The following is an 18,630-nucleotide window of genomic DNA, read 5'->3' as shown; positions in this document are numbered from 1 at the left end:
AATCTAGTTCGTTGATCCTTAAAAAAATGATTAAGAAATGAAAAAAATAATATGCATGCTGTTATTAATCCAAGGAGGATATATGATGGCGCAAACAGAAACTGTTGTCACTCCAAATGGTAAAAAGGTTCAAGTAGATGCTACTCCTACAACCGCAGATAATGGTTTAACAAAAACAGGAGGCAATATTCAATTAGGAGGTGCTCTTTTACATGCTTCTACAATTGTAGCCACTCCAACAAATACTTTAGCAATAAAAGGATTAGAGGCTGGTGCTTCTACTGATAAAATTTTAGTCGCTGATGCAAGCGGAGTTTTAAAATTAATTGACGGATCTGGAATAGGTGCTGGTGATAACTTAGGTAATCATACTGCGACTGAGGATTTAAAAATGAGTGGTTTTAATATTGTTGGTGCTCGCTAACATAACAGCAAGCGGAACAGTAACAGTTGGAAATGTTATAACCTCTACTGCTCAAATTACAACAGGTGCTGGAGCTGGAAAAATAGCAGTTTCTGATGCAACAGGAAATGTAATATGGACAAATGTGGCGCCAATAATTAGTACAATGAATATTGTACGTAAAACTAGTGCTTATACTTTAAGTGATGTAACAGATAATGTAGTGTTAGTAGATCTTGCTTCTGGAAACGTAGCGATAACAATTCCGTCAGGAGTTGCGAGCAGGTAGAGTATTTACAGTGAAACGTGTAGATAATTCTACCAATACAGTAACAATTGGGTTTTCTGGAGGTACTGTAGATGAAACAGATGCTACTATTACTGTAGGAAACAGAGTTACTTATCAACTTATTACAGAAGGTAGTAATAAATGGCAAACAATTTCAAGATTTTAAAATTTACTTAGTAAAAATTGATACGCTAAAAACATACAGTAATTGTGTTAGCTGAGTAAAATTTTAATAATAAAACAAATTTAAGGAGGCTTTGGCCTCCTTTTTTATGCTAAACAACTTTTAATAGTTTTTTGATGCCGAATATTCTGTGATCGTTCGTTTTGTTAAAACTTTAGGGTTAAAATCTTCAATGACCTATATGTGATCTAAGTGAAAAAAAATTAACAAAAAAAATATTTAATTGATTTACAGTGTTTTGTGATTGTTTTAAGTTGGTGTATTCTGACTTATTTTAATATACTTAAAACTTTTAGAAGACATTTCAGCATTATGCTTGCTATAATTTTGCACTGTTATTTAGTACAATTTGTAAAGTAAATAAAATGATGAAAAAGAATACAATTTTATATAAAATGCATGGAGAAATAGAAAGAACAGAAAATGTTTTGAATTTCAGAAGCAAGTTTTTTTATTGTGCTGGTCGCCTCGCCGCATTCCTTTATTCTGCAAATAGTTATGCTCAATTTGTAAATAGTGGGGATGTAAAGGTTGAAAACGGAACGATATTATCAATCTACATGGATTATGATAATAAGGATACTGGGAATTTCATTAATGACGGTCTAGTACACATTTTTGAAAATTGGACAAATGACGGAGTGGTAAGTTTTACTAGTACCGGTATTGGCAAAACTTTTTTTATTGGAGAAAAAGCGCAACGACTTTTTGGATCTAAAACTTCAAATTTTCAAAATGTTCTTTTTGAAAACTACAGTACGTTAATACCTTTTCGTTTATCGACAGTTATCTCAGTAAATAAAAAAGCAGAATTTTTAAGTGGTATTATTGATGGAGATTCTGACAACGGATTAGTGGTTTTTAATGAAAATGCTACCCATTCTGATGCAAGCGATTTAAGTTTTGTTGATGGTAAAGTCCAAAAGAAAGGGAATGAAATGTTTGAATTTCCTGTGGGAGATGAACTTTATTTTAGACCATCTTACAATGCGACAGGAGGTGAATTAGGAGATATTTATACGACACAATACTTTTTAAAAAATTCTAATCCAACATATCCTCATACTAGTAAAGAGGAAACGATTCAGTTGATAGATAATGCTGAGTATTGGAATGTTACTCGTGATCAAGGTGCAAGCAAAATTGTTTTAAGCCTTACTCTTGATGCAAGAACGACGCCTTCGGAATTTTTTAATCTTAATGATGATACTACAATTGCAATCGTACGTTGGGATCCTGTGTCGTCTAAATGGATAAAAGAAGGAGGGGTGGTTAGTGAGAGAACAAATGAAGGAAGCAAAGGTGCAAGCTATACACAGCTGGTTACAGGAGTGGTAAGTGGTTATGGGATATTTACAGTAGCCCTTGTTAAGAAAGATCTTCCACCACCAGACGACTTGATTGTATATAATGCAGTTTCTCCTAATGATGATGGTATCAATGATACTTTCCATATTAAAGGAATTGATAAGTATCCAGATAATACGGTTGAGATATATAACAGATGGGGTGTGAAAGTATATGAAGCAAAATCATACAATGAAAGTGATGTTATGTTTAGAGGCTATTCAGATGGTCGTGTCACAATCAACAGAAATGAAAAACTTCCTACAGGAACCTATTTTTATATCCTAAAATATAATAATGGCAAAAAAGTAGTTGAGAAAGCAGGTTATCTGTATATCAATAATCAATAATCTTCTTTTCTAAGAATTTAAATCAATTTAGAAGTAATGAAAAATATTTTTCACATAGTAATCATATTGTGTGCAGGGATTTTTAGTGCATCAGCGCAACAGGAGTCACAATATTCACAATATATGTATAATACCATGACTTTTAATCCTGGGTATACTGGATCAAGAGAGGTGTTAAGTGCAATGGCACTTTATAGAACGCAATGGGTAGGTCTTGAAGGAGCGCCAAAAACAATGAATTTTTCAATTCAAAGTCCACTAGGAAGCAGAAATGCTTTAGGATTGAATGTCGTAAGTGATCAGATTGGGCCTGCAAAAACTACGGGCGCAACACTTAATTATTCTTATACAATTTTAGGAAGTACAGATGTTAAGTATTCATTTGGAGTATCTGCGGGCATTGATAATTTTGATGTTGACTATACTAAATTAAATGTAGAAAATCCAGATCAATATTTTAGTGGACAAATATCGCAGTTTTCTCCTAATGTTGGGGTTGGTTTTTATGTTCATTCGTATAATTGGTACGTAGGTTTGTCTAGTCCAAAAATATTAAGAACAAGTTATTTTGATGATGTTAAAGCTACAACGTATTCAACTAGATCACATATTTACTTAATAGGAGGTTATGTTTTTGATCTTAATCCATATCTTAAATTTAAGCCTGCGGCTTTAATTAAAGCAGTTCCGGGTGCGCCAATTGCTGTAGATATCTCTGGAAATTTCTTGATTAATGATAAGCTTACTTTAGGAGCGACGTACCGTTGGGATGCGGCTGTTAGCGGACTGGCAGGTTTCCAGGTTTCAGATGGTATTCAGGTTGGATATGCATATGATTATGATACTACTCACATTGGAAATTACAACTCAGGATCTCATGAACTTTTTTTAAGATTTGAATTAGTAAGTAAATCTAAATCTAGATTAGTTACTCCAAGATTTTTCTAATACTATTTTAATAAAAAACTATAACGATGTACAAAAATATACAGAATGCTTTTATTTTACTGATAGTATGTTTAGCTAGTATTAGTAATGTAATGGGGCAGGATACTAGATTAGAGAAAGCTAATGAAGCTTATAAAAAATTTGCTTTTATTGAAGCTATCAAATTGTATAATGAACAAATTAAGAAAGGAAATAATTCAGTAGAATTATATACTAAATTGGGTGATTCGTATTATTTCAATAGTAATTACCCTGAAGCGGCAAATTGTTATGCTAAAGTTTTAGCAAATTCAAATGACTCTCATTTAGAATATTATTTCAGATATGCACAGGCTTTAAATAATAGCCAAAAATATAAAGAATCAGAAGCTGTAATGAAAGAATATTACAAGAAATCTGGTAAGAAGGATTTAAGCGAAGACTGGAATGAGATAAAATTAATGGAAGGTATTAAAAAGCAATCTGGCCGTTATACTTTTAAACCAGTAGAAATAAATACTCCATTTTCAGACTTTGGCGGAACATTTTACGGTGCAGATAAAGTTATTTATTCATCTGCAAAAGATACTGGTGTAATCATTAAAAGAAAACATAGTTGGAACGAGAAGTCTTTCTTAAAATTATATACTGCAGATATCACTACTGATGGAGGATTACAAAACCCAGTTGCGGTAAAAGGAGATGTAAATACTAGATATCATCAAAGTTCTCCAGCAATTACAAAAGATGGTAAAATTATGTTTTTTACCAGAAACAATTACGTTGATGGAAAATTAGGAGAAGATAAGAATGGTACAACCTATTTAAAAATTTACGTTGCTCATAATATTAATGGAGAATGGAAAGATGTAAAAGAATTAGCATATCCTATTAATAGTGACGGATTTTCTTCTGCGCACCCGGCTTTAAGTCCTGATGAAAGTGAGCTTTATTTTGTCTCTGACAGAGGAAATTCTTTTGGTAATTCTGATATTTACGTAGTGAGCTTAAAGAAAGGTGGATATGTAGGAAATGATGTTACTAAATTAAGTGATGAAATTAATACATTAGGAAGGGAAACATATCCTTTTATGGATTCATCTGGAGTTTTATATTTTTCTTCAGATGGGCATCCGGGACTTGGAGGATTGGACGTCTTTGCGGCAATTAAAGATCTTTCAGGAGTTTACCATGTGGTAACTCTTGGTGATGGAGTTAACAGTAGCAATGATGATTTTGCTTATGCAATTAATGGAAAAAACAAAAAAGGATATTTTTCATCTGACAGAGGTGGTAATGATGATATTTATAGTTTTACTGAAAACAGCCCTCCAATTTTTGATTTTGACATAAATCCAATTGTATTTGGAACTTTAAAATTCACATCAGGAGGTCCAATTGAAGGAGTAGCAGTTGATATTTTTAATGATAAGGATGAGTTAGTGAAAACTGTTTATACAGATGCTCAAGGTAAATATAAAGCAGACTTAGAACCGTTTATTGATTATAAACTGGTATATAAAAAATCTGGAATAGCAGAAAAAATCCAGATCGCACCTCCTTTTAAACCTATGGAAAAAAGAGAATATTCATTTGAGTTTGTAAATGAAATGGAAGTTGTTGTTGACAATGAAACAAAAACAATGAAACCTGGTGATGATTTAAATAAAGTTCTGGATTTAAAACCTATCTATTTTGATTATAACGGATATAATATTCGTGAATCTTCAAAAGTTGAATTGAATAAAATTGTTGATTTGTTAATGACTAGACCTAGCATTTCTTTACAGGTTAACTCTCATACAGATAGTAGAGGACGTGATGAATTTAATATGAAGTTATCTCAGAATAGAGCTAAAGCTACTGTAGATTATATTGTTAAACATGGTATTGCGGCTGATCGTGTTAATGGTACAGGATATGGGGAAACTCGTTTGATCAATAGATGCTCAAATGGTGTACCTTGTAGTGAAGCAGAGCATCAGCAAAACAGACGTTCTGAGTTTATTATAATTGTTAAATAGTTTTAGAAAACTATAATTCAAAGAAAAGGGATTCAAAATTTGAGTCCCTTTTTTATGTTTAATTATTTGCTTGAATATAATTTATTTTTTATGGTGTGGTTTCTTTATAAAATCTTCCATAGGTTTTTTTCCAATAATTTCGAAATATTTAGAGGAAAAATAGCTTAATTTGCTGTAGTTTAATTCGTATATGACTTCAGTAATAGAACTGTATTCTCCGCTTTGTAAAATTTGTTGGGCCAGTTTCATTTTTTCGTGTATGAAGAAATTATTAGGGGTAGTATCATTACATTTTTTAAAAGCCATTTTATATTTTGATTCAGACATTCCAGCCATTGTCGCTAAAAATGTTACAGAAGGGAACGGGCTATGTAAATTGGATAGAAGGAAATTTTTAGTTTTGTCAATTGCATCATTTTCAGCCTCAGTTAGAATGTTTTTTTTATTTTCACTATCATAAAACCTATTAAAAAAATTACCTAAAAGTTTTAAGCTAACACCTTTTATATAGGGGGCAAATGATACGTCACGTATTGATTTTGTTTTAAGTGATTTTAAAAGTAATATACTATTGCTGTCAATATTACCATAATGATAAAACGCATCTTTTTTTTGTATTTTTCCGCTTGATTCTATTTTATGTTTGTATTTTTCTATAAAATCGTTTAGAAGTTTTTTGTCGACGAGTATTCTCAAAGCAAAAGTTCTTTCATTGAGAGTAGGTTTGTATGAGCTTTCAATCTGATTATCAATAATAGCAAGATCTAGTTTGTCATAAGATCCAATCTGATAATCTTCATTGTCAATTTTGATTAAATTAATATGTTCGCTTAAGTCAAAATGAAAAATATACAATTCATGTTCTGATTTTTGACGGCACAATTTTATTGCCTGATGGATTGATATATCAACAAAATAGACAGATATTCCAGCTGTAACTTCTGTAAAATAAGAGTGCCCATGTCCAAATTTTTCCGGAAATACAATTATTTTGTCATCCTCTACGCTAGTGTCTAATTGTTTTGCAAATGGGATTTGCCATTCTGGTGTCAAACTATAATAATGTAAAATTTTTTTCATCCTTAGTTAGATTTTATTACAATGTGAATTATATATTTTACAAATCTTTTACATAAGTCTTAGGTGATAATCCAAAATGCTCTTTAAATTTTGAGGCAAAGTATGAATTGTTGGTAAAATGCAATTTATCAGAGACTTGAGAGATAGATAATTGTTTAGTATCAAGTAAATCTTTAGCTTCTAATAGTTTATTTTCCATAAAAAAAACATTAGGCGTGTCTCCAGTAATTTTATGAAATAGATTTTTGAATTTAGACTCAGACATATTTGCCTTTTCTGCTAATAATTTGATACTCGGAAAGTGATTTTCGATGTTTTCAATAAGATACTTCTGAATGGAAATTATTGAAGCTAAATCATGTTGATTTACCGTTTGTATAATTATTCGTTTTGTCGACATTTTTTTTAAGTAATTTGCAATCAGCATATGTACAGTTGCTGTAAGATTTAGATCAAATATTGGCCCACCAACTTTTAGTTTTTTTAAATCTGCAAGTAAATGAAAACTATCATTTCCCATGCGGTCAAATCGAATTATGGTATTTTTTTGAGGATCAATTATTTCGTCAATATTATTAAATAAGATATTATTCTTTTTAAGATATTCTTTGATAATGGTTTTTTTAATAAAAATACATAGCGCATAGGTTTTACTCCCAACTGTTACGTTATATTCTGACTCTAAAGAGCTGTCTATTGCAGATACATTGTATTGCCATCTGCTCACGTCGTACATAAGATTGTTAACTGAAAGAGTGGCTTCACCATCAGTAAGATTGTAATAAAGTCCTACGAAATCATCTTCAAGATTTTTTTGTATAAGACGAAAGTTTTTCTTGTATTCGACATTGATGTAATATGCCATAATACCTTCTCCGCAGTTAAGAAAATATCTTGTGCCTATTTGTATATCCTCAGGGACAATTATGAAATTGCCTTCAACTTTTCCTCCAAATTGCTTTGCTAAATTTTCTATCCAGTCGAAGTTAGCGCTATAATGATGCTGAATTGTTTTCACAGTAGATGTTTTTTCGTATTAAAGTTACTACTTTTTTTGTTAATGTATTGGTAGTTAGTTTGTTTGGTTGTTTTTTGTTTTTTTTAATAACCACATCAGCTTAATAGTATTTGGTTTTTGATGTATTTTTGAATAAATAATTAAAACATATTTTATTATTTATTTGCCTTGTTGTAGGCAAACAATATGCCTAAATCTGCTTATTTTTGTGGTAACTATTGATATTCAGTGTATTATTTTTTTAAAACTAAAACTGTTCTTTTTTTGGGTAGAAATTTATACTCAATAAAGGAATAATTACTCACTTTTCTTTAAGTTGTGATTACTTTCATTCTTTAAAAAAAAGACAAGATTTTCTCTTCTTTAGGTTTTTTTATGAATATTATTTTGAGAACTAATCAGTGATTTTTTGATTTAAAGTTTTGCGATCTATTTTTAAAATTTTAGCGGCTTTGCTTTTATTATTGTTGACTGCATTTAATATTTTTAAAATATGTTCTTTTTCAAATTCCTTTAATGATTTGTAAAAGTCAGTTGATGCAGGTATTTGATATTTTAAATAGTCGGGCACATTTTGAAGTGTAATGATTTCATCACTCATAATGATCATTCGCTGTATTATGTTTTCTAGTTCTCTGATATTTCCTGGCCAAGAATAACGTGTTAGTATGTTGAATACCTTCTCGTCCATTGTTATATTTGGCTTATTGTATTCGGTCGCATACTTTTTGATGAATTTTTTTGCAAGCAGTACTATATCTTCTTTTTTCGCGCAAAGGCGTAGTGTGAATGTTTATAACATTTATGCGAAAGTATAAATCTTCTCTAAAAGTACCTTTTAAAACCATATCTTGTAAGTTGTAATTAGTGGCGCAAATTATTCTTACGTCTATCTTTTCAGAAGTTCTGCTACCAACTCTAGTGATTTCTTTTTCTTGTATAACTCTCAAAAGTCTGGTTTGAACAGTTAAGGGAGCATTTCCAATTTCGTCCAGAAAAATTGTACCACCAGAAGCGACTTGAAATAACCCGATTTTTGATTCTGTAGCGCCAGTAAAAGATCCTTTAGTATATCCAAACAATTCAGATTCTAATAAATTTTCAGGTAGCCCTCCACAATTTACGGTTACAAATGGCATTTTCGATAATATGCCCTCATAATGGATTGCTTTTGCAATTAATTCTTTACCAGTACCGCTTTCACCTTCAATTAATACATTTACCTTGTTATTTTGTACTCTTTTTATGATGTCCATTAAATTTTTGAACTGCGCTGATTGGCCAATTATTGTAGTGCTATTGTTTGTTTTTTCAGGGATATAGACAGGTGTATTTGTTTTTTTATAAGTGAATTTTTAATGGCTTTAGAAAGCTCCTCACTAGTAAAAGGTTTTATAAGATATTCTAAAGCGCCCGATTTAATTGCATCGACAGCATTATCAATAGAAGGCATTCCTGTTACGACTAATTTTGATATTTCTGGAAAATGTTCCTCAGTATATTTTATTAATTCGATGCCATTAATTTCAGGCATATTCAAATCTGTGATTAATAAGTTGATTGAATTATTTTTTAGAACTTCAATTGCTTCATTGACAGATGAGGCTTTATAGGTTTGATAATTTAGTGCTTTTATGGTGCGTTGAAAAAGAGTCAGCATTTCGTAATTATCATCGACAATAAGTATGTTTTCTTTTAGTGAGTTCATTTATATATTAACTAATTGGTAGACTGATTGTAAAAATGGTACCACGAGGATTATTATTTGTGACGGTTATTTTTCCATTATGATTTTTGACAATTCCGTAAACAACACTTAGTCCTAGGCCTGCTCCGTTTTTTAAGGTTTTCGTTGTAAAAAATGGATCAAATATCTTTTGTTTTGTTTCATCAGGTATTCCGTGCCCTTGATCTTCGATTCTTATGAGAAGATTTTTGTCGTCGTTCTCAATAATGGTTTTAATGGTGCTTTTTTTGGGCGACGCATGGACAGCATTTATTAGTAAATTAAAAAGGAGTTGTGTTATTTGTACGGCATCAACTCTTATAATTGAGATTGCATTATTAAAAATCACTTCACTTTTTATTTCTTTTTTTGAATATTTTGCTTTAAAATTGAAAATGTAAAGTTTATTATAGGATTAATTTCTTGAGCTTTTGATTGATGGGGCATTTCACAAGAAAAAAACATTAGTTTTTTTACAATTTCTCGGGTATAAATTACTGAGTTGATAATTGTTGTGATATCAGGATCAATTTGAGGATCCTTATTGGCAAGTTTGACAAATTCAGCATATCCTAAAATGTTTCCTAGAGGGTTATTAAGTTCGTGTGCTATTCCCGCGATTGTTTCGCTGAGAATTGTCAATCGATCAACATGTTCAAGGGTTCTTCTTAAGGAAGCTTTTCTTTCAAGAATTTGAAATTTTTCGATATAAAAGCTGATTTCAACTGCGGCAGTATCGAGAAGTTTTTGCTCATCGCTTAAAAAATGATTGTGTTTGAATTTGTCGGCGGGATAGTAAACTTTTATAAATCCCGGTTCTGTATAAGGAAGTTTGATTTTGCTTGTTTGAAATATATTATTTTCTGGTATTTGAGATGTTGTGAAGTAATGATTCCCGACTTGTATTTCGACAACAGCATCATCATTGAATTGCCAAGCCTTCTTTATGCTGTGAATTATTTTTTTAAAACTTTCTCTTCAAAGAAATATGATTTTGAAATTGTTTTTGAAATTTCAAAAAGACACGTTAATTCTTTTATCCTCTCTTTAAGTTTTTTTCGACTTGCTCGGGCTTCATTTTATAAGAAATTATTTATGATAAAGTTTTAATGGAGGCCAAAAATAAATAAATTTTCATGAATAAAATATAAAGATTTGTTATAGTTAACTATTTGAAAATAAAATAAATAAGCTTTATTTTTTATGTCTTATTCTGTTGTTTTTAAATCTTTTAAAGGTTTTTGTTTAATAAAAGTTTACTTAATAAATTTTGTGTTTTTTTTAATCACTGTATTATTAAAAATGTCTTATTCTGGTATTTTAATGACTTAATGATTTTAGTTACCAATTAGTGTTGATTTACTTTTGCTAATTCTAATATTGAATCAAAAACAAAAAAATCCTTTATCACTTTTAATTTAGGTCGATATGAATGATACTCAATTTTCTCTTGAATTTGAATTAAATCCCGTTGAAATACGTAAGCTTAATAAAATGTATTTTAAAGCTTTATGGGAGAAAAGAATCCGTCTTCTTGCTGGATTGGCTTTGATAATCGCAGTTTTTTTTAATTTTTTAGTTCTGAATCAAAATACAGATATTTTAATATGGATAATTCAGAATTTAATACTTATAATATTTTTTTTCTGTTTCAATATTCGTTTGTAAAAACAGTCAGTGATCTCATTTTTAGGTTGATAAAAAAACTTCTCAAGTTTGATAAATTTATTTCAAAATATAAACTAAACTTCACCAATTCCTTTATTTATGTGCGTTCGCCAATAGGAGAAGTAAGTCATAAATGGAGTCATATTGAAAAAGCAATTTTGACTAAAGATTTTTTGCTTCTTTATATAAAAGAAAAAAATGGATATATAATATCAATATCCAATAAATACAATACAAATAGAAATTTGGGAAAGCTAATTGCTTTTGTAGAAAGCAATGGTACTCACATCACCAAATTTTGCTAAACATACAAATTTTGTAATAAGAGTAATGAAGCTTTAATGTCATTTTAGCTTGCATATTACTCTTTTTAATATCTGTTTAGATGATTAAATAAAATATATATCCTGATTTAATTATAAAAATATGTTTAAAATAATATTGACATGAATACCATTTTTTCCGACACGAGAAGCTACATTATAGACAAGAAAAGAAGAAAATTTAATTCGGGTCAAAAATTTAGGATTTATAATGATAGGCGAGAGTGTATTGGATTTATTACTCATGAAAGGACTTTTTTCAAAAACTTATCGGATTAAATTCTTTTCCTTTTGCATTTGGAATTAGAAATGTAAATGGCGTTATGACAGTGTTGTTAACTCGAAAACAAGGGGTTTTTTGCACTGAGATTGTTATTAAAGATGCCAGCGGAAAAAAGTTGGAAGTATTGAAAGAAACTGTTCTTTGTTTAGAAGAAATATTAAAATTTTAAATGCGGCTGATAATGTAATAGCTAAAATTTATGGAAATAAAAAAGATTTATGTTTTGATATAACCAATAGTGCAGAAAACAAGATTGGAGAGATAAAACAAAGAGAAGATTCGATCAGATCACGCATTAAATACGATTCGATAATTGATGAAATCTACAGTGAGGTTGATGATAAAATAGCCATTTTAGCAAGTGTTTTTGCTATTAATATGTTTTTCTAGAAAATTTCAATGTTTTTTGAGGAAATTGAAGTGTTTAAATTTAAGTCTTATAATGATTGTTTTTTGTCCTATAGTGTAAATCGCCGTTCTTTTCTGTATTTACCTTTGTAATGTTGTTTAGGTGTTTGATTAATAATTTGATATGTGCTATTGCGGTAGCTAGAAATTACAGAAACAAAATTTTATTGCATTATGGAAAGGGAAAAAGTTTTAGTGCGCGATAATAAGGGCATTTTTTTAAAAATGTTCAAACGAAAGTTTAAGGAAGAATTCGATTTTTCAGAAGAATCATTTTTGCTAAAAAATGAAAATGATTTAAAAATGTATGATCGCTCGATATTTGTTGTTTATGAAAAGAATGAATTATTAGAGTTTTTGAAGCTAGAAAAAAAGGAAGAAATGTTTTAGTTTGTCTGTTTAACAAACAACTGTACAGCAGTTTGTCGTTTTTAGATGAAATCAATAGTTTGATTGTTTTGGATAATGCCAAAACAAGACCAGAAATAGTTAATGAATTGAAACGTCATCTTGCTGGTCGCACTGATGTTAGAGAGAAAAATAAAACTGAAAATTTTGTAAACAGTTCTATTTTTCATACACAATTTCAAAATTTTTATAAAGGAATGTTTTTCTTAATGTAATTTAGAAAAGTAAGTATTAATTCATTTTTAAAAGCAGGATATCGGTTGCTCAATATCCTGCTTTTTTATTTAAAAGAATTATTGTTTTTTTAAGGTATTAATTTCTTCGGCCGAAATTTTTATAACTGTTACGTGACGAGTTCCTGAGGGAAAACTAACTTGTTCTGAAATATCTACCCAGCCTTTGGAAGTTTCTTTTACTGCTCCATATTTTTTTTGTGTGTATTTATCAAAATAAACAACCCAATTTCCGTCAATTTGAATTGCTGTAGGACCTTCTGCCCAATAATCGCCCGTAATCGCTTTGCTTGCTGGACTGTAAGGGCCGGTTAGATTTTTACTATAGGCAACTTTTAGATTTTTCTGAACTGGATTTCGTGTTTCATCTTTTAAATACATAGCAAATTGATTTTCTTGTTTTACTATAGAAGCGTCAATTACATTAAAACCTGGTTCATATAATAATTTTGTTTTGGCAAACTTTTTAAAATCTTTGGTTGTGGTATAATAAATTCGATGGTTATATCCTTTTTCCTCTTCTGATTTTGTTTCAGGAAATTTGCCGTCAATTGTTGAAGCCCAGTAAATCATGTATGTTTTTGATTTTTCGTCATAAGTGATTTCTGGTGCCCAAGTATTTCTGGCTTTTTCTTTATGTGCCATGACCGGAATAAATTCTTGTTTTGACCAATGAATTAAATCTTTTGATGAAGCATAGCCAATTCCTTTATCTGTCCAGCTTACTGTCCAGACCATGTGATACAATCCGTCTCCACCTTTGATAACACAAGGATCACGCATCAATTTGTCTTTTCCAACCTCTGGTGTTAAAAAGGATGTGTCGTTTTTTAAAGTTGTCCATTTATAGCCATCTTCACTGTATGCCAAATGTAGTCCGTCTTCACCATTTCCTTTAAAATAGGTAAAAACATACCCATCTGGTTTTAAAGTATAATTGTTTGCTGTCAACCATTTTTCACAATCTTTTGGCCAGTTTGCATTTGTTCCTTTTACGCCTAATCCAAAACCATGACCTCCATTTTCGTATAAATGCATTTCAGCGAGAACCTTTTCTTTTTTCAACGCCAAATAATAATTGATGCTGTTTTCAACTGGTACCGCTTTATCATCAGTTGCATGAACTAAAAATGTTTTTGGTGTAGATGAAGTTATTTGTTTTTCATTAGAATATTTATCGGTCAATTCAGTGCTCGCATTTTTTCCTAACAAATTATCTTTAGAACCTTGATGCGTAATTCCTTCCTGCATTGAAATTACAGGATAAATCAAAATTGAAAAATTAGGCTTAGCACTTGTTGTATCCGAAGGTGTGTAAACTTTATCGTTATAATGTGTTGAAAGAGTAGAAGCCAAGTGTCCTCCTGCCGAAAATCCCATGATGCCAATTTTATTTGGATTCAGTTTCCATTTTAAAGCATTTCTTCTCACAAGTCTAACAGCTTCCTGCGCATCTTGAAGAGGTGCAACGGTTTTATTTTTCATGATTAGATCACTCGGTAATCTGTATTTCAAGACAAAAGCATTTATTCCTAAACTATTAAACCATTCAGCAACTTTGTAGCCTTCTTTATTAATTGCCAGCATTCCGTAACCGCCTCCGGGACAAATGATAACTGATGTTCCGTTTGATTTTTCTGGATCTGCTAAATAAACAGTTAATGTTGGCAAAGTTACTTTTCGAACTCCTTCAGAAAGTTCATTTTTGTGATCTACTTCTTCAAAATATTCTTTTGATACTATTTCGTCTGGAATTTTATCCCATAATGGAATTTCTTTTTTCTGCGAAAGCGCCGGAATTGCCAACGACAATGAAATGAAAAGCAATGAAGCTTTCAGACGGTTTAAATTATTTGATTTTTTCATAAAATTCTATTTCAACGATGCGCAATTGGCCGGCCGCATCAACCGAGGTTTTATCTTTATATAAATCTAATTCTTTTGTTGGATCTACTTCAACAATTTTCGAAAATCCATCTTTTTCAGTATTAGCTCCAATTAATTCGATCGTAATCTTTTCTGCCAAAACGGGCTCCAATGGAATAGTGATATAACCTAAACTTTGAGTTGTATTGCCTTTAAAAACCTCTTTTCCATCAGCTAAAATTCGGATTGGATAAATTTTTGTTCTCCAGCCAGTAAATTTTATGACAGCTTCATTGACAATTGAAGGCTTTGAAAGCATGTAAGTTATAGACCCGGTTGTGATATTTCCATCATTTCTCCATTCTGTTAATTCATTATCGTCGTAACTTTTGTAAGTATCATTATTATTTGATGGTGAAGCCGCATTTAAAATATTTACTGGAATTCTTTTTTGTGTATAAGAAGGCGTTTTGGGAGTTAATCCGCGTTCTAAATTAGAAGGCAGATTTTTCCCCGGCAATTCTTCAGAAAGACCATTTACAGAATGTATAGCTTTAGTTTCAAAAGATAATTCAGCCGACTTTAGTCCATTTGATGTTGCAGAAATTTTTATTTTTCCTGCTTTCGCCAAAGACTGAATCATCACTCTATTAATGCCATTTTCAACCGGAATTTCTTTTGAAAGAATATAATTTTTGGACCTTGAGCGATTCCGCCAAGCCATAATGCCGAGCCATTTAAATTAAACGAAATCATGTTATTACTAACGGGACAACGATTGCCATCTTTATCAATTACTTCGACTTCGATAAGAGCGGTATCTGCACCATCGGCAATTAACCCTTGTGGTTGTGTTATTAATTTGAGTTTGATTTGATATGGTTCTCCAGCAGTTTTCTTTTCGTCTTGACTTAAAACAGTTCCGTTTTCATCATAACCAATTGCTTTTATAGAACCAGATTTCCAAGCAATATTTTCAAAAGTGAACAAAAAATCACTGCTTCTTTTTCCAAAACCTTGCGAAATTCCGTTTATATAAAGTTCCACTTTTGGTGCTGTAGAAACTACGTAGATATTTTTGACAACAGTGTCAGTATAGTTCCAATGTCCCATAATGTGCGTGCGATGTTTTTCAATATCAACCCAGCCATCCCACATAACTTGATGCGCCCAGTAACCATCTTTAGGAATTCGCATCGCATCGACTTCACCGCTGGTTCTGTAATTTGATTCGCCTCGATGGTGTGTATTTGAATCAGAAAAAATAATATTTACTCCACCAGAATTTACTCGTTTTCCTGTTCCGGGTCTTTCCCTGTAATAATCATACCAGCGAACCACATTCTCAATCGCGTGACGATCTTGATTATGATTGTAATCAGAAGCTGGATTTCCTCGGTATAAAGGACCGTCGCCTTCTTTATGAAATGGAGGAGAAAACTCGTCCCAATATTTACGCATGCCTTCGTCTCTGGAATATTCAGTTGCCCATAATGGTTTTCTAGCACTTTTGTTAATGTAAAGCATTTCTCCACCGTATTCAGCTTCTTGGCTGTCCAGCATTTCGCGAGAACCAATTGCACGTCCGCCAAAAGGATCATAAGTATCTCTCAGGCTTTTCATCTCGTGCATATGTGCTTCGCTTATTGATTCATTACCACTTTCATAAAAAATAATACTAGGATTGTTTCTGTTGTAAATAATGGCGTCTCGCATTAAATTTACACGTTGTTTCCAAGTATCACCTTGTGCGTCTTTTTCGGCATCTCCGGCCGGCATGGCTTGCAACAAGCCAACTCGATCACAAGATTCAATATCTTGTTTCCAAGGCGTAACATGCATCCATCGCACTAAATTTCCATTGCCTCCAACAATTAATTTATTGCTGAAATCACTCATCCAAGCAGGAACAGACATTCCAATTGCCGGCCATTCGTTGCTGGTTCTTTGTGCGTAACCTTTTACTTGTAAAACTCTATCATTCAGCCAAAATTGCCCTTCGGCGAAAGCTGTTTTTCTAAAACCGGTTTTAGTTGAAACTTCATCAATAATTTTCCCGTCAATTTTTAAAGTGGTTTTTACGGTATATAAATAACCATATCCCCAACTCCAAAAATGAAGATTTTTTATTAAAGAATTTGCTTTCAGAATTTTAGTTTCGTTTGGAGCAATTGTTGTTTTTTCGCCAGAAAAAGAAGCAATTTTTTTGCCATCCAAATCTTCTACAATTATATCATATTCAATTGTTTTTGAGGATTCAAATTCGTTTTTTATTTCTGTTTCAGCATTGATAACGGCACTTTCAGCCAGAATGTCAATTTGAGAGGGATAAATATAAACTCCAGTAGTTTTTAAATTGGAATAAAGTGGAAGCGTCTGATATAATTTGCTGGTTATATGAAGAAACACATTTTTAGGAATGCCTCCATAATTTGCATTGAAGTTGATATTATTCCATTGATATGGCGCTCCCGTCAATTGTTCTTTGTATTTCCAGTCATTGTCAATTCTTAGCGCGACAATATTTTCTTGCGGAAAAGGTTTGATTAAATTTGAAATGTCAAAGCCAAAAGCCATTACGCCGTTTTCATGCATTCCAACTTTTTGTCCGTTGACATAAATTATTCCAGCTTGTCGAATGCCCTCAAATTCTAGGAATATTTTTTTGTCTTTAATTCCTTTTGGAAGTTTGAATTTCTTGCGATACCAAACAATTCCAGTAGTGAGATGTTCAATATCTTTTTCAAAAGCTTCTTCCTGATTGTAGGCGTGCGGAAGTGTGACTTTTTTCCACGAATTATCATTAAAACCAAGAGACTCTGCATTTTTAGAGTCTCCTGCTTTTAGTTTCCAATCGGAATTGAAGTTGTATTTTTCTCTCTTAAATTCCTGAGAAAATATCGGGGTTTTAAAAAGAATTAAAACAAGAAATAAGAGTGTTTTTTTCATTATTTCATTTTATAGATTTCTGAACCTGCAAGTAAGAAACAGCCTAATCCGTAATCTTCAAAATCAGGGAATTTATCGTATGAAAGTGGTTGGCCATCTTTTGGTTCTTTTCCTGTTGATTGTAAAAATCCTAATGCACCATTAGTATGCAAACTTTCTTTGATGATCGCATCCCAAGCTTTTTGAACAACTGGTAAGTAGGTTTCTTTTTCAAAATACCGCTGTTGATTCCGTACGCCATTCCATAAATAAATAAAGCTGTTCCAGAAGTTTCTTTCTCACCAAAGTTTGTTGGATCATGCAAACTTACATTCCAGAATCCGTCAGGTCTTTGAATTGGGACTAAAGCCACGCCATTGCTTTTAAATCTTTTACGTATTGCTCTCTGTGTGGTGCGTTTTCCGGAATAATCGTAAGTACTTTTGCCAAAGCTCCAATAACCCAACCATTTCCACGGCTCCAGTAGCAATTTTTTCCATTTGGTTCTTTGTAAGGCGGATCAAAATCAGCATCACGCCACCATAAACCTTCTTTTGCATTAAAAAGTCCGTTGTCGCCATGTTTGTTTCTTGAGTACATGTACATTTCATACATTTTTTCGAAATAGCGATTGTCTTTTTCTAAGACTCCCATTTTTGCAAAAACCGGCATTCCCATTTGAATTGCATCAATCCAAGACCAATCGTCTAATTGAGGCGTATTCAAAAGCATGTTGATATTTGCTTTTGTGTTTTTTAGTTTTTTAGCATCTGGCTCTAAATTGTACAAATCAATATAGGTTTGAGCAACCGCAGTAATTATCGGCATTTCGAGTTGTATTTCCTCCGTTGAATCCCCATTTGTGGAATTCTGACCATGAATAGGCATAATCATAATAAGCTTCTTTTGGGAAAATTTCGTGCAATGCCATTAATCCTTCATAATAGACACCACGTGTCCAAATATTACTTGGACGTTCTTTATTTGTGATGATTGTTTTGCCTGTTTCTGGCCATTTTTGCATGAAATAATCATTGGCCAAAATCATTTGTTTCAAGACTAATTTTTTATCAAATGGCTGTTGCGCGCTTATTGTGCAGGTGTACAAAAAGCATATTGAGAAGAATAGAGATAATTTTTTCATTTTTTATATTCTTAGTTAATA

The 18,630-nt window shown here is 31.6% G+C and carries 21 protein-coding genes and 1 pseudogene; 10 read left to right on the top strand and 12 right to left on the bottom strand.

The features are described from left to right. Positions 1–37: 37 nt before the first annotated feature. The 6 genes from ACQ9BO_RS19280 (at position 38) to ACQ9BO_RS19255 (ending at position 5,524) form a co-directional block, all read left to right on the top strand. Positions 38–424: a hypothetical protein gene (locus ACQ9BO_RS19280; protein ID WP_431242068.1), complete on the top strand. Its 387-nt coding sequence runs from the start codon at positions 38–40 to the stop codon at positions 422–424. Continuing rightward, positions 414–692, top strand: coding sequence for a hypothetical protein (locus ACQ9BO_RS19275; protein WP_431242067.1), 279 nt, complete (start codon positions 414–416; stop codon positions 690–692). Before ACQ9BO_RS19280 ends, ACQ9BO_RS19275 begins: the two co-directional genes overlap by 11 nt. Further along, on the top strand, positions 679–858 hold the full coding sequence (locus tag ACQ9BO_RS19270; protein WP_431242066.1) for a hypothetical protein: 180 nt from the start codon (positions 679–681) through the stop codon (positions 856–858). Before ACQ9BO_RS19275 ends, ACQ9BO_RS19270 begins: the two co-directional genes overlap by 14 nt. A gap of 386 nt (positions 859–1,244) precedes the next feature. After that, on the top strand, positions 1,245–2,573 hold the full coding sequence (locus tag ACQ9BO_RS19265) for a gliding motility-associated C-terminal domain-containing protein (RefSeq protein ID WP_431242065.1): 1,329 nt from the start codon (positions 1,245–1,247) through the stop codon (positions 2,571–2,573). Positions 2,574–2,609: 36 nt separating this feature from the next. Further along, complete coding sequence (locus tag ACQ9BO_RS19260; RefSeq protein WP_431242064.1) at positions 2,610–3,521, top strand: PorP/SprF family type IX secretion system membrane protein; 912 nt, start codon at positions 2,610–2,612, stop codon at positions 3,519–3,521. Positions 3,522–3,613: 92 nt separating this feature from the next. Beyond that, positions 3,614–5,524: an OmpA family protein gene (locus ACQ9BO_RS19255; protein WP_431242063.1), complete on the top strand. Its 1,911-nt coding sequence runs from the start codon at positions 3,614–3,616 to the stop codon at positions 5,522–5,524. Positions 5,525–5,605: 81 nt separating this feature from the next. On the opposite strand, the gene ACQ9BO_RS19250 is transcribed toward ACQ9BO_RS19255, so the two are convergent. The 7 genes from ACQ9BO_RS19250 to ACQ9BO_RS19220 form a co-directional block, all read right to left on the bottom strand. Next, the gene (locus ACQ9BO_RS19250) at positions 5,606–6,604 is read right to left on the bottom strand and encodes a helix-turn-helix domain-containing protein (RefSeq protein WP_431242062.1); all 999 of its coding nucleotides are present in this window, start codon (positions 6,602–6,604) and stop codon (positions 5,606–5,608) included. Between the two features lie 37 nt (positions 6,605–6,641). Next, a complete protein-coding gene (locus tag ACQ9BO_RS19245; protein ID WP_431242061.1) occupies positions 6,642–7,622 on the bottom strand; it encodes a helix-turn-helix domain-containing protein in 981 nt (326 codons plus the stop codon). A 394-nt stretch (positions 7,623–8,016) separates the two neighbouring features. Then, positions 8,017–8,313: a helix-turn-helix domain-containing protein gene (locus ACQ9BO_RS19240; RefSeq protein ID WP_431242060.1), complete on the bottom strand. Its 297-nt coding sequence runs from the start codon at positions 8,311–8,313 to the stop codon at positions 8,017–8,019. Between the two features lie 13 nt (positions 8,314–8,326). Beyond that, the gene (locus ACQ9BO_RS19235; RefSeq protein ID WP_431242059.1) at positions 8,327–8,878 is read right to left on the bottom strand and encodes a sigma-54 factor interaction domain-containing protein; all 552 of its coding nucleotides are present in this window, start codon (positions 8,876–8,878) and stop codon (positions 8,327–8,329) included. 29 nt (positions 8,879–8,907) lie between these two features. Further along, entirely contained in the window at positions 8,908–9,330 is a 423-nt protein-coding gene (locus tag ACQ9BO_RS19230) for a response regulator (protein ID WP_431242058.1), read from the bottom strand. A gap of 7 nt (positions 9,331–9,337) precedes the next feature. Next, positions 9,338–9,697: a sensor histidine kinase gene (locus ACQ9BO_RS19225; RefSeq protein WP_431242057.1), complete on the bottom strand. Its 360-nt coding sequence runs from the start codon at positions 9,695–9,697 to the stop codon at positions 9,338–9,340. Positions 9,698–9,705: 8 nt separating this feature from the next. Next, positions 9,706–9,990: a histidine kinase dimerization/phospho-acceptor domain-containing protein gene (locus ACQ9BO_RS19220; RefSeq protein ID WP_431242056.1), complete on the bottom strand. Its 285-nt coding sequence runs from the start codon at positions 9,988–9,990 to the stop codon at positions 9,706–9,708. A gap of 965 nt (positions 9,991–10,955) precedes the next feature. Between ACQ9BO_RS19220 and ACQ9BO_RS19215 the strand changes: the two genes are divergently transcribed. The 4 genes from ACQ9BO_RS19215 (at position 10,956) to ACQ9BO_RS19200 (ending at position 12,653) form a co-directional block, all read left to right on the top strand. Next, on the top strand, positions 10,956–11,321 hold the full coding sequence (locus ACQ9BO_RS19215) for a YcxB family protein (RefSeq protein ID WP_431242055.1): 366 nt from the start codon (positions 10,956–10,958) through the stop codon (positions 11,319–11,321). Positions 11,322–11,763: 442 nt separating this feature from the next. Next, entirely contained in the window at positions 11,764–12,012 is a 249-nt protein-coding gene (locus ACQ9BO_RS19210) for a hypothetical protein (RefSeq protein ID WP_431242054.1), read from the top strand. A gap of 192 nt (positions 12,013–12,204) precedes the next feature. Continuing rightward, a complete protein-coding gene (locus ACQ9BO_RS19205; RefSeq protein ID WP_431242053.1) occupies positions 12,205–12,420 on the top strand; it encodes a hypothetical protein in 216 nt (71 codons plus the stop codon). A gap of 32 nt (positions 12,421–12,452) precedes the next feature. After that, positions 12,453–12,653: a hypothetical protein gene (locus ACQ9BO_RS19200; RefSeq protein ID WP_431242052.1), complete on the top strand. Its 201-nt coding sequence runs from the start codon at positions 12,453–12,455 to the stop codon at positions 12,651–12,653. 78 nt (positions 12,654–12,731) lie between these two features. Here the strand turns inward: ACQ9BO_RS19200 and ACQ9BO_RS19195 are convergent, their stop codons facing one another. The 5 genes and pseudogenes from ACQ9BO_RS19195 to ACQ9BO_RS19175 form a co-directional block, all read right to left on the bottom strand. After that, positions 12,732–14,537, bottom strand: coding sequence for an alpha/beta hydrolase fold domain-containing protein (locus ACQ9BO_RS19195; RefSeq protein ID WP_431242051.1), 1,806 nt, complete (start codon positions 14,535–14,537; stop codon positions 12,732–12,734). Further along, the gene (locus tag ACQ9BO_RS19190) at positions 14,521–15,261 is read right to left on the bottom strand and encodes a hypothetical protein (protein ID WP_431242050.1); all 741 of its coding nucleotides are present in this window, start codon (positions 15,259–15,261) and stop codon (positions 14,521–14,523) included. The genes ACQ9BO_RS19195 and ACQ9BO_RS19190 overlap by 17 nt, the downstream gene beginning before the upstream one ends. Continuing rightward, positions 15,180–17,486, bottom strand: a complete 2,307-nt coding sequence (locus ACQ9BO_RS19185; protein WP_431242049.1) for a sugar-binding domain-containing protein — start codon at positions 17,484–17,486, stop codon at positions 15,180–15,182. The genes ACQ9BO_RS19190 and ACQ9BO_RS19185 overlap by 82 nt, the downstream gene beginning before the upstream one ends. Then, a pseudogene (locus tag ACQ9BO_RS19180) lies at positions 17,486–18,293 on the bottom strand (glycoside hydrolase family 88 protein). Before ACQ9BO_RS19180 ends, ACQ9BO_RS19185 begins: the two are co-directional and overlap by 1 nt. Continuing rightward, a complete protein-coding gene (locus tag ACQ9BO_RS19175) occupies positions 18,256–18,609 on the bottom strand; it encodes a glycoside hydrolase family 88 protein (protein WP_431242048.1) in 354 nt (117 codons plus the stop codon). Before ACQ9BO_RS19175 ends, ACQ9BO_RS19180 begins: the two are co-directional and overlap by 38 nt. Positions 18,610–18,630 lie beyond the last annotated feature (21 nt).

This window comes from Flavobacterium sp. P21 (genome assembly GCF_050632225.1).
Lineage (GTDB): Bacteria > Bacteroidota > Bacteroidia > Flavobacteriales > Flavobacteriaceae > Flavobacterium.
The sequence above is the reverse complement of the archived record's forward strand: the minus strand, read 5'-3'. Positions and strand labels throughout refer to the sequence as shown.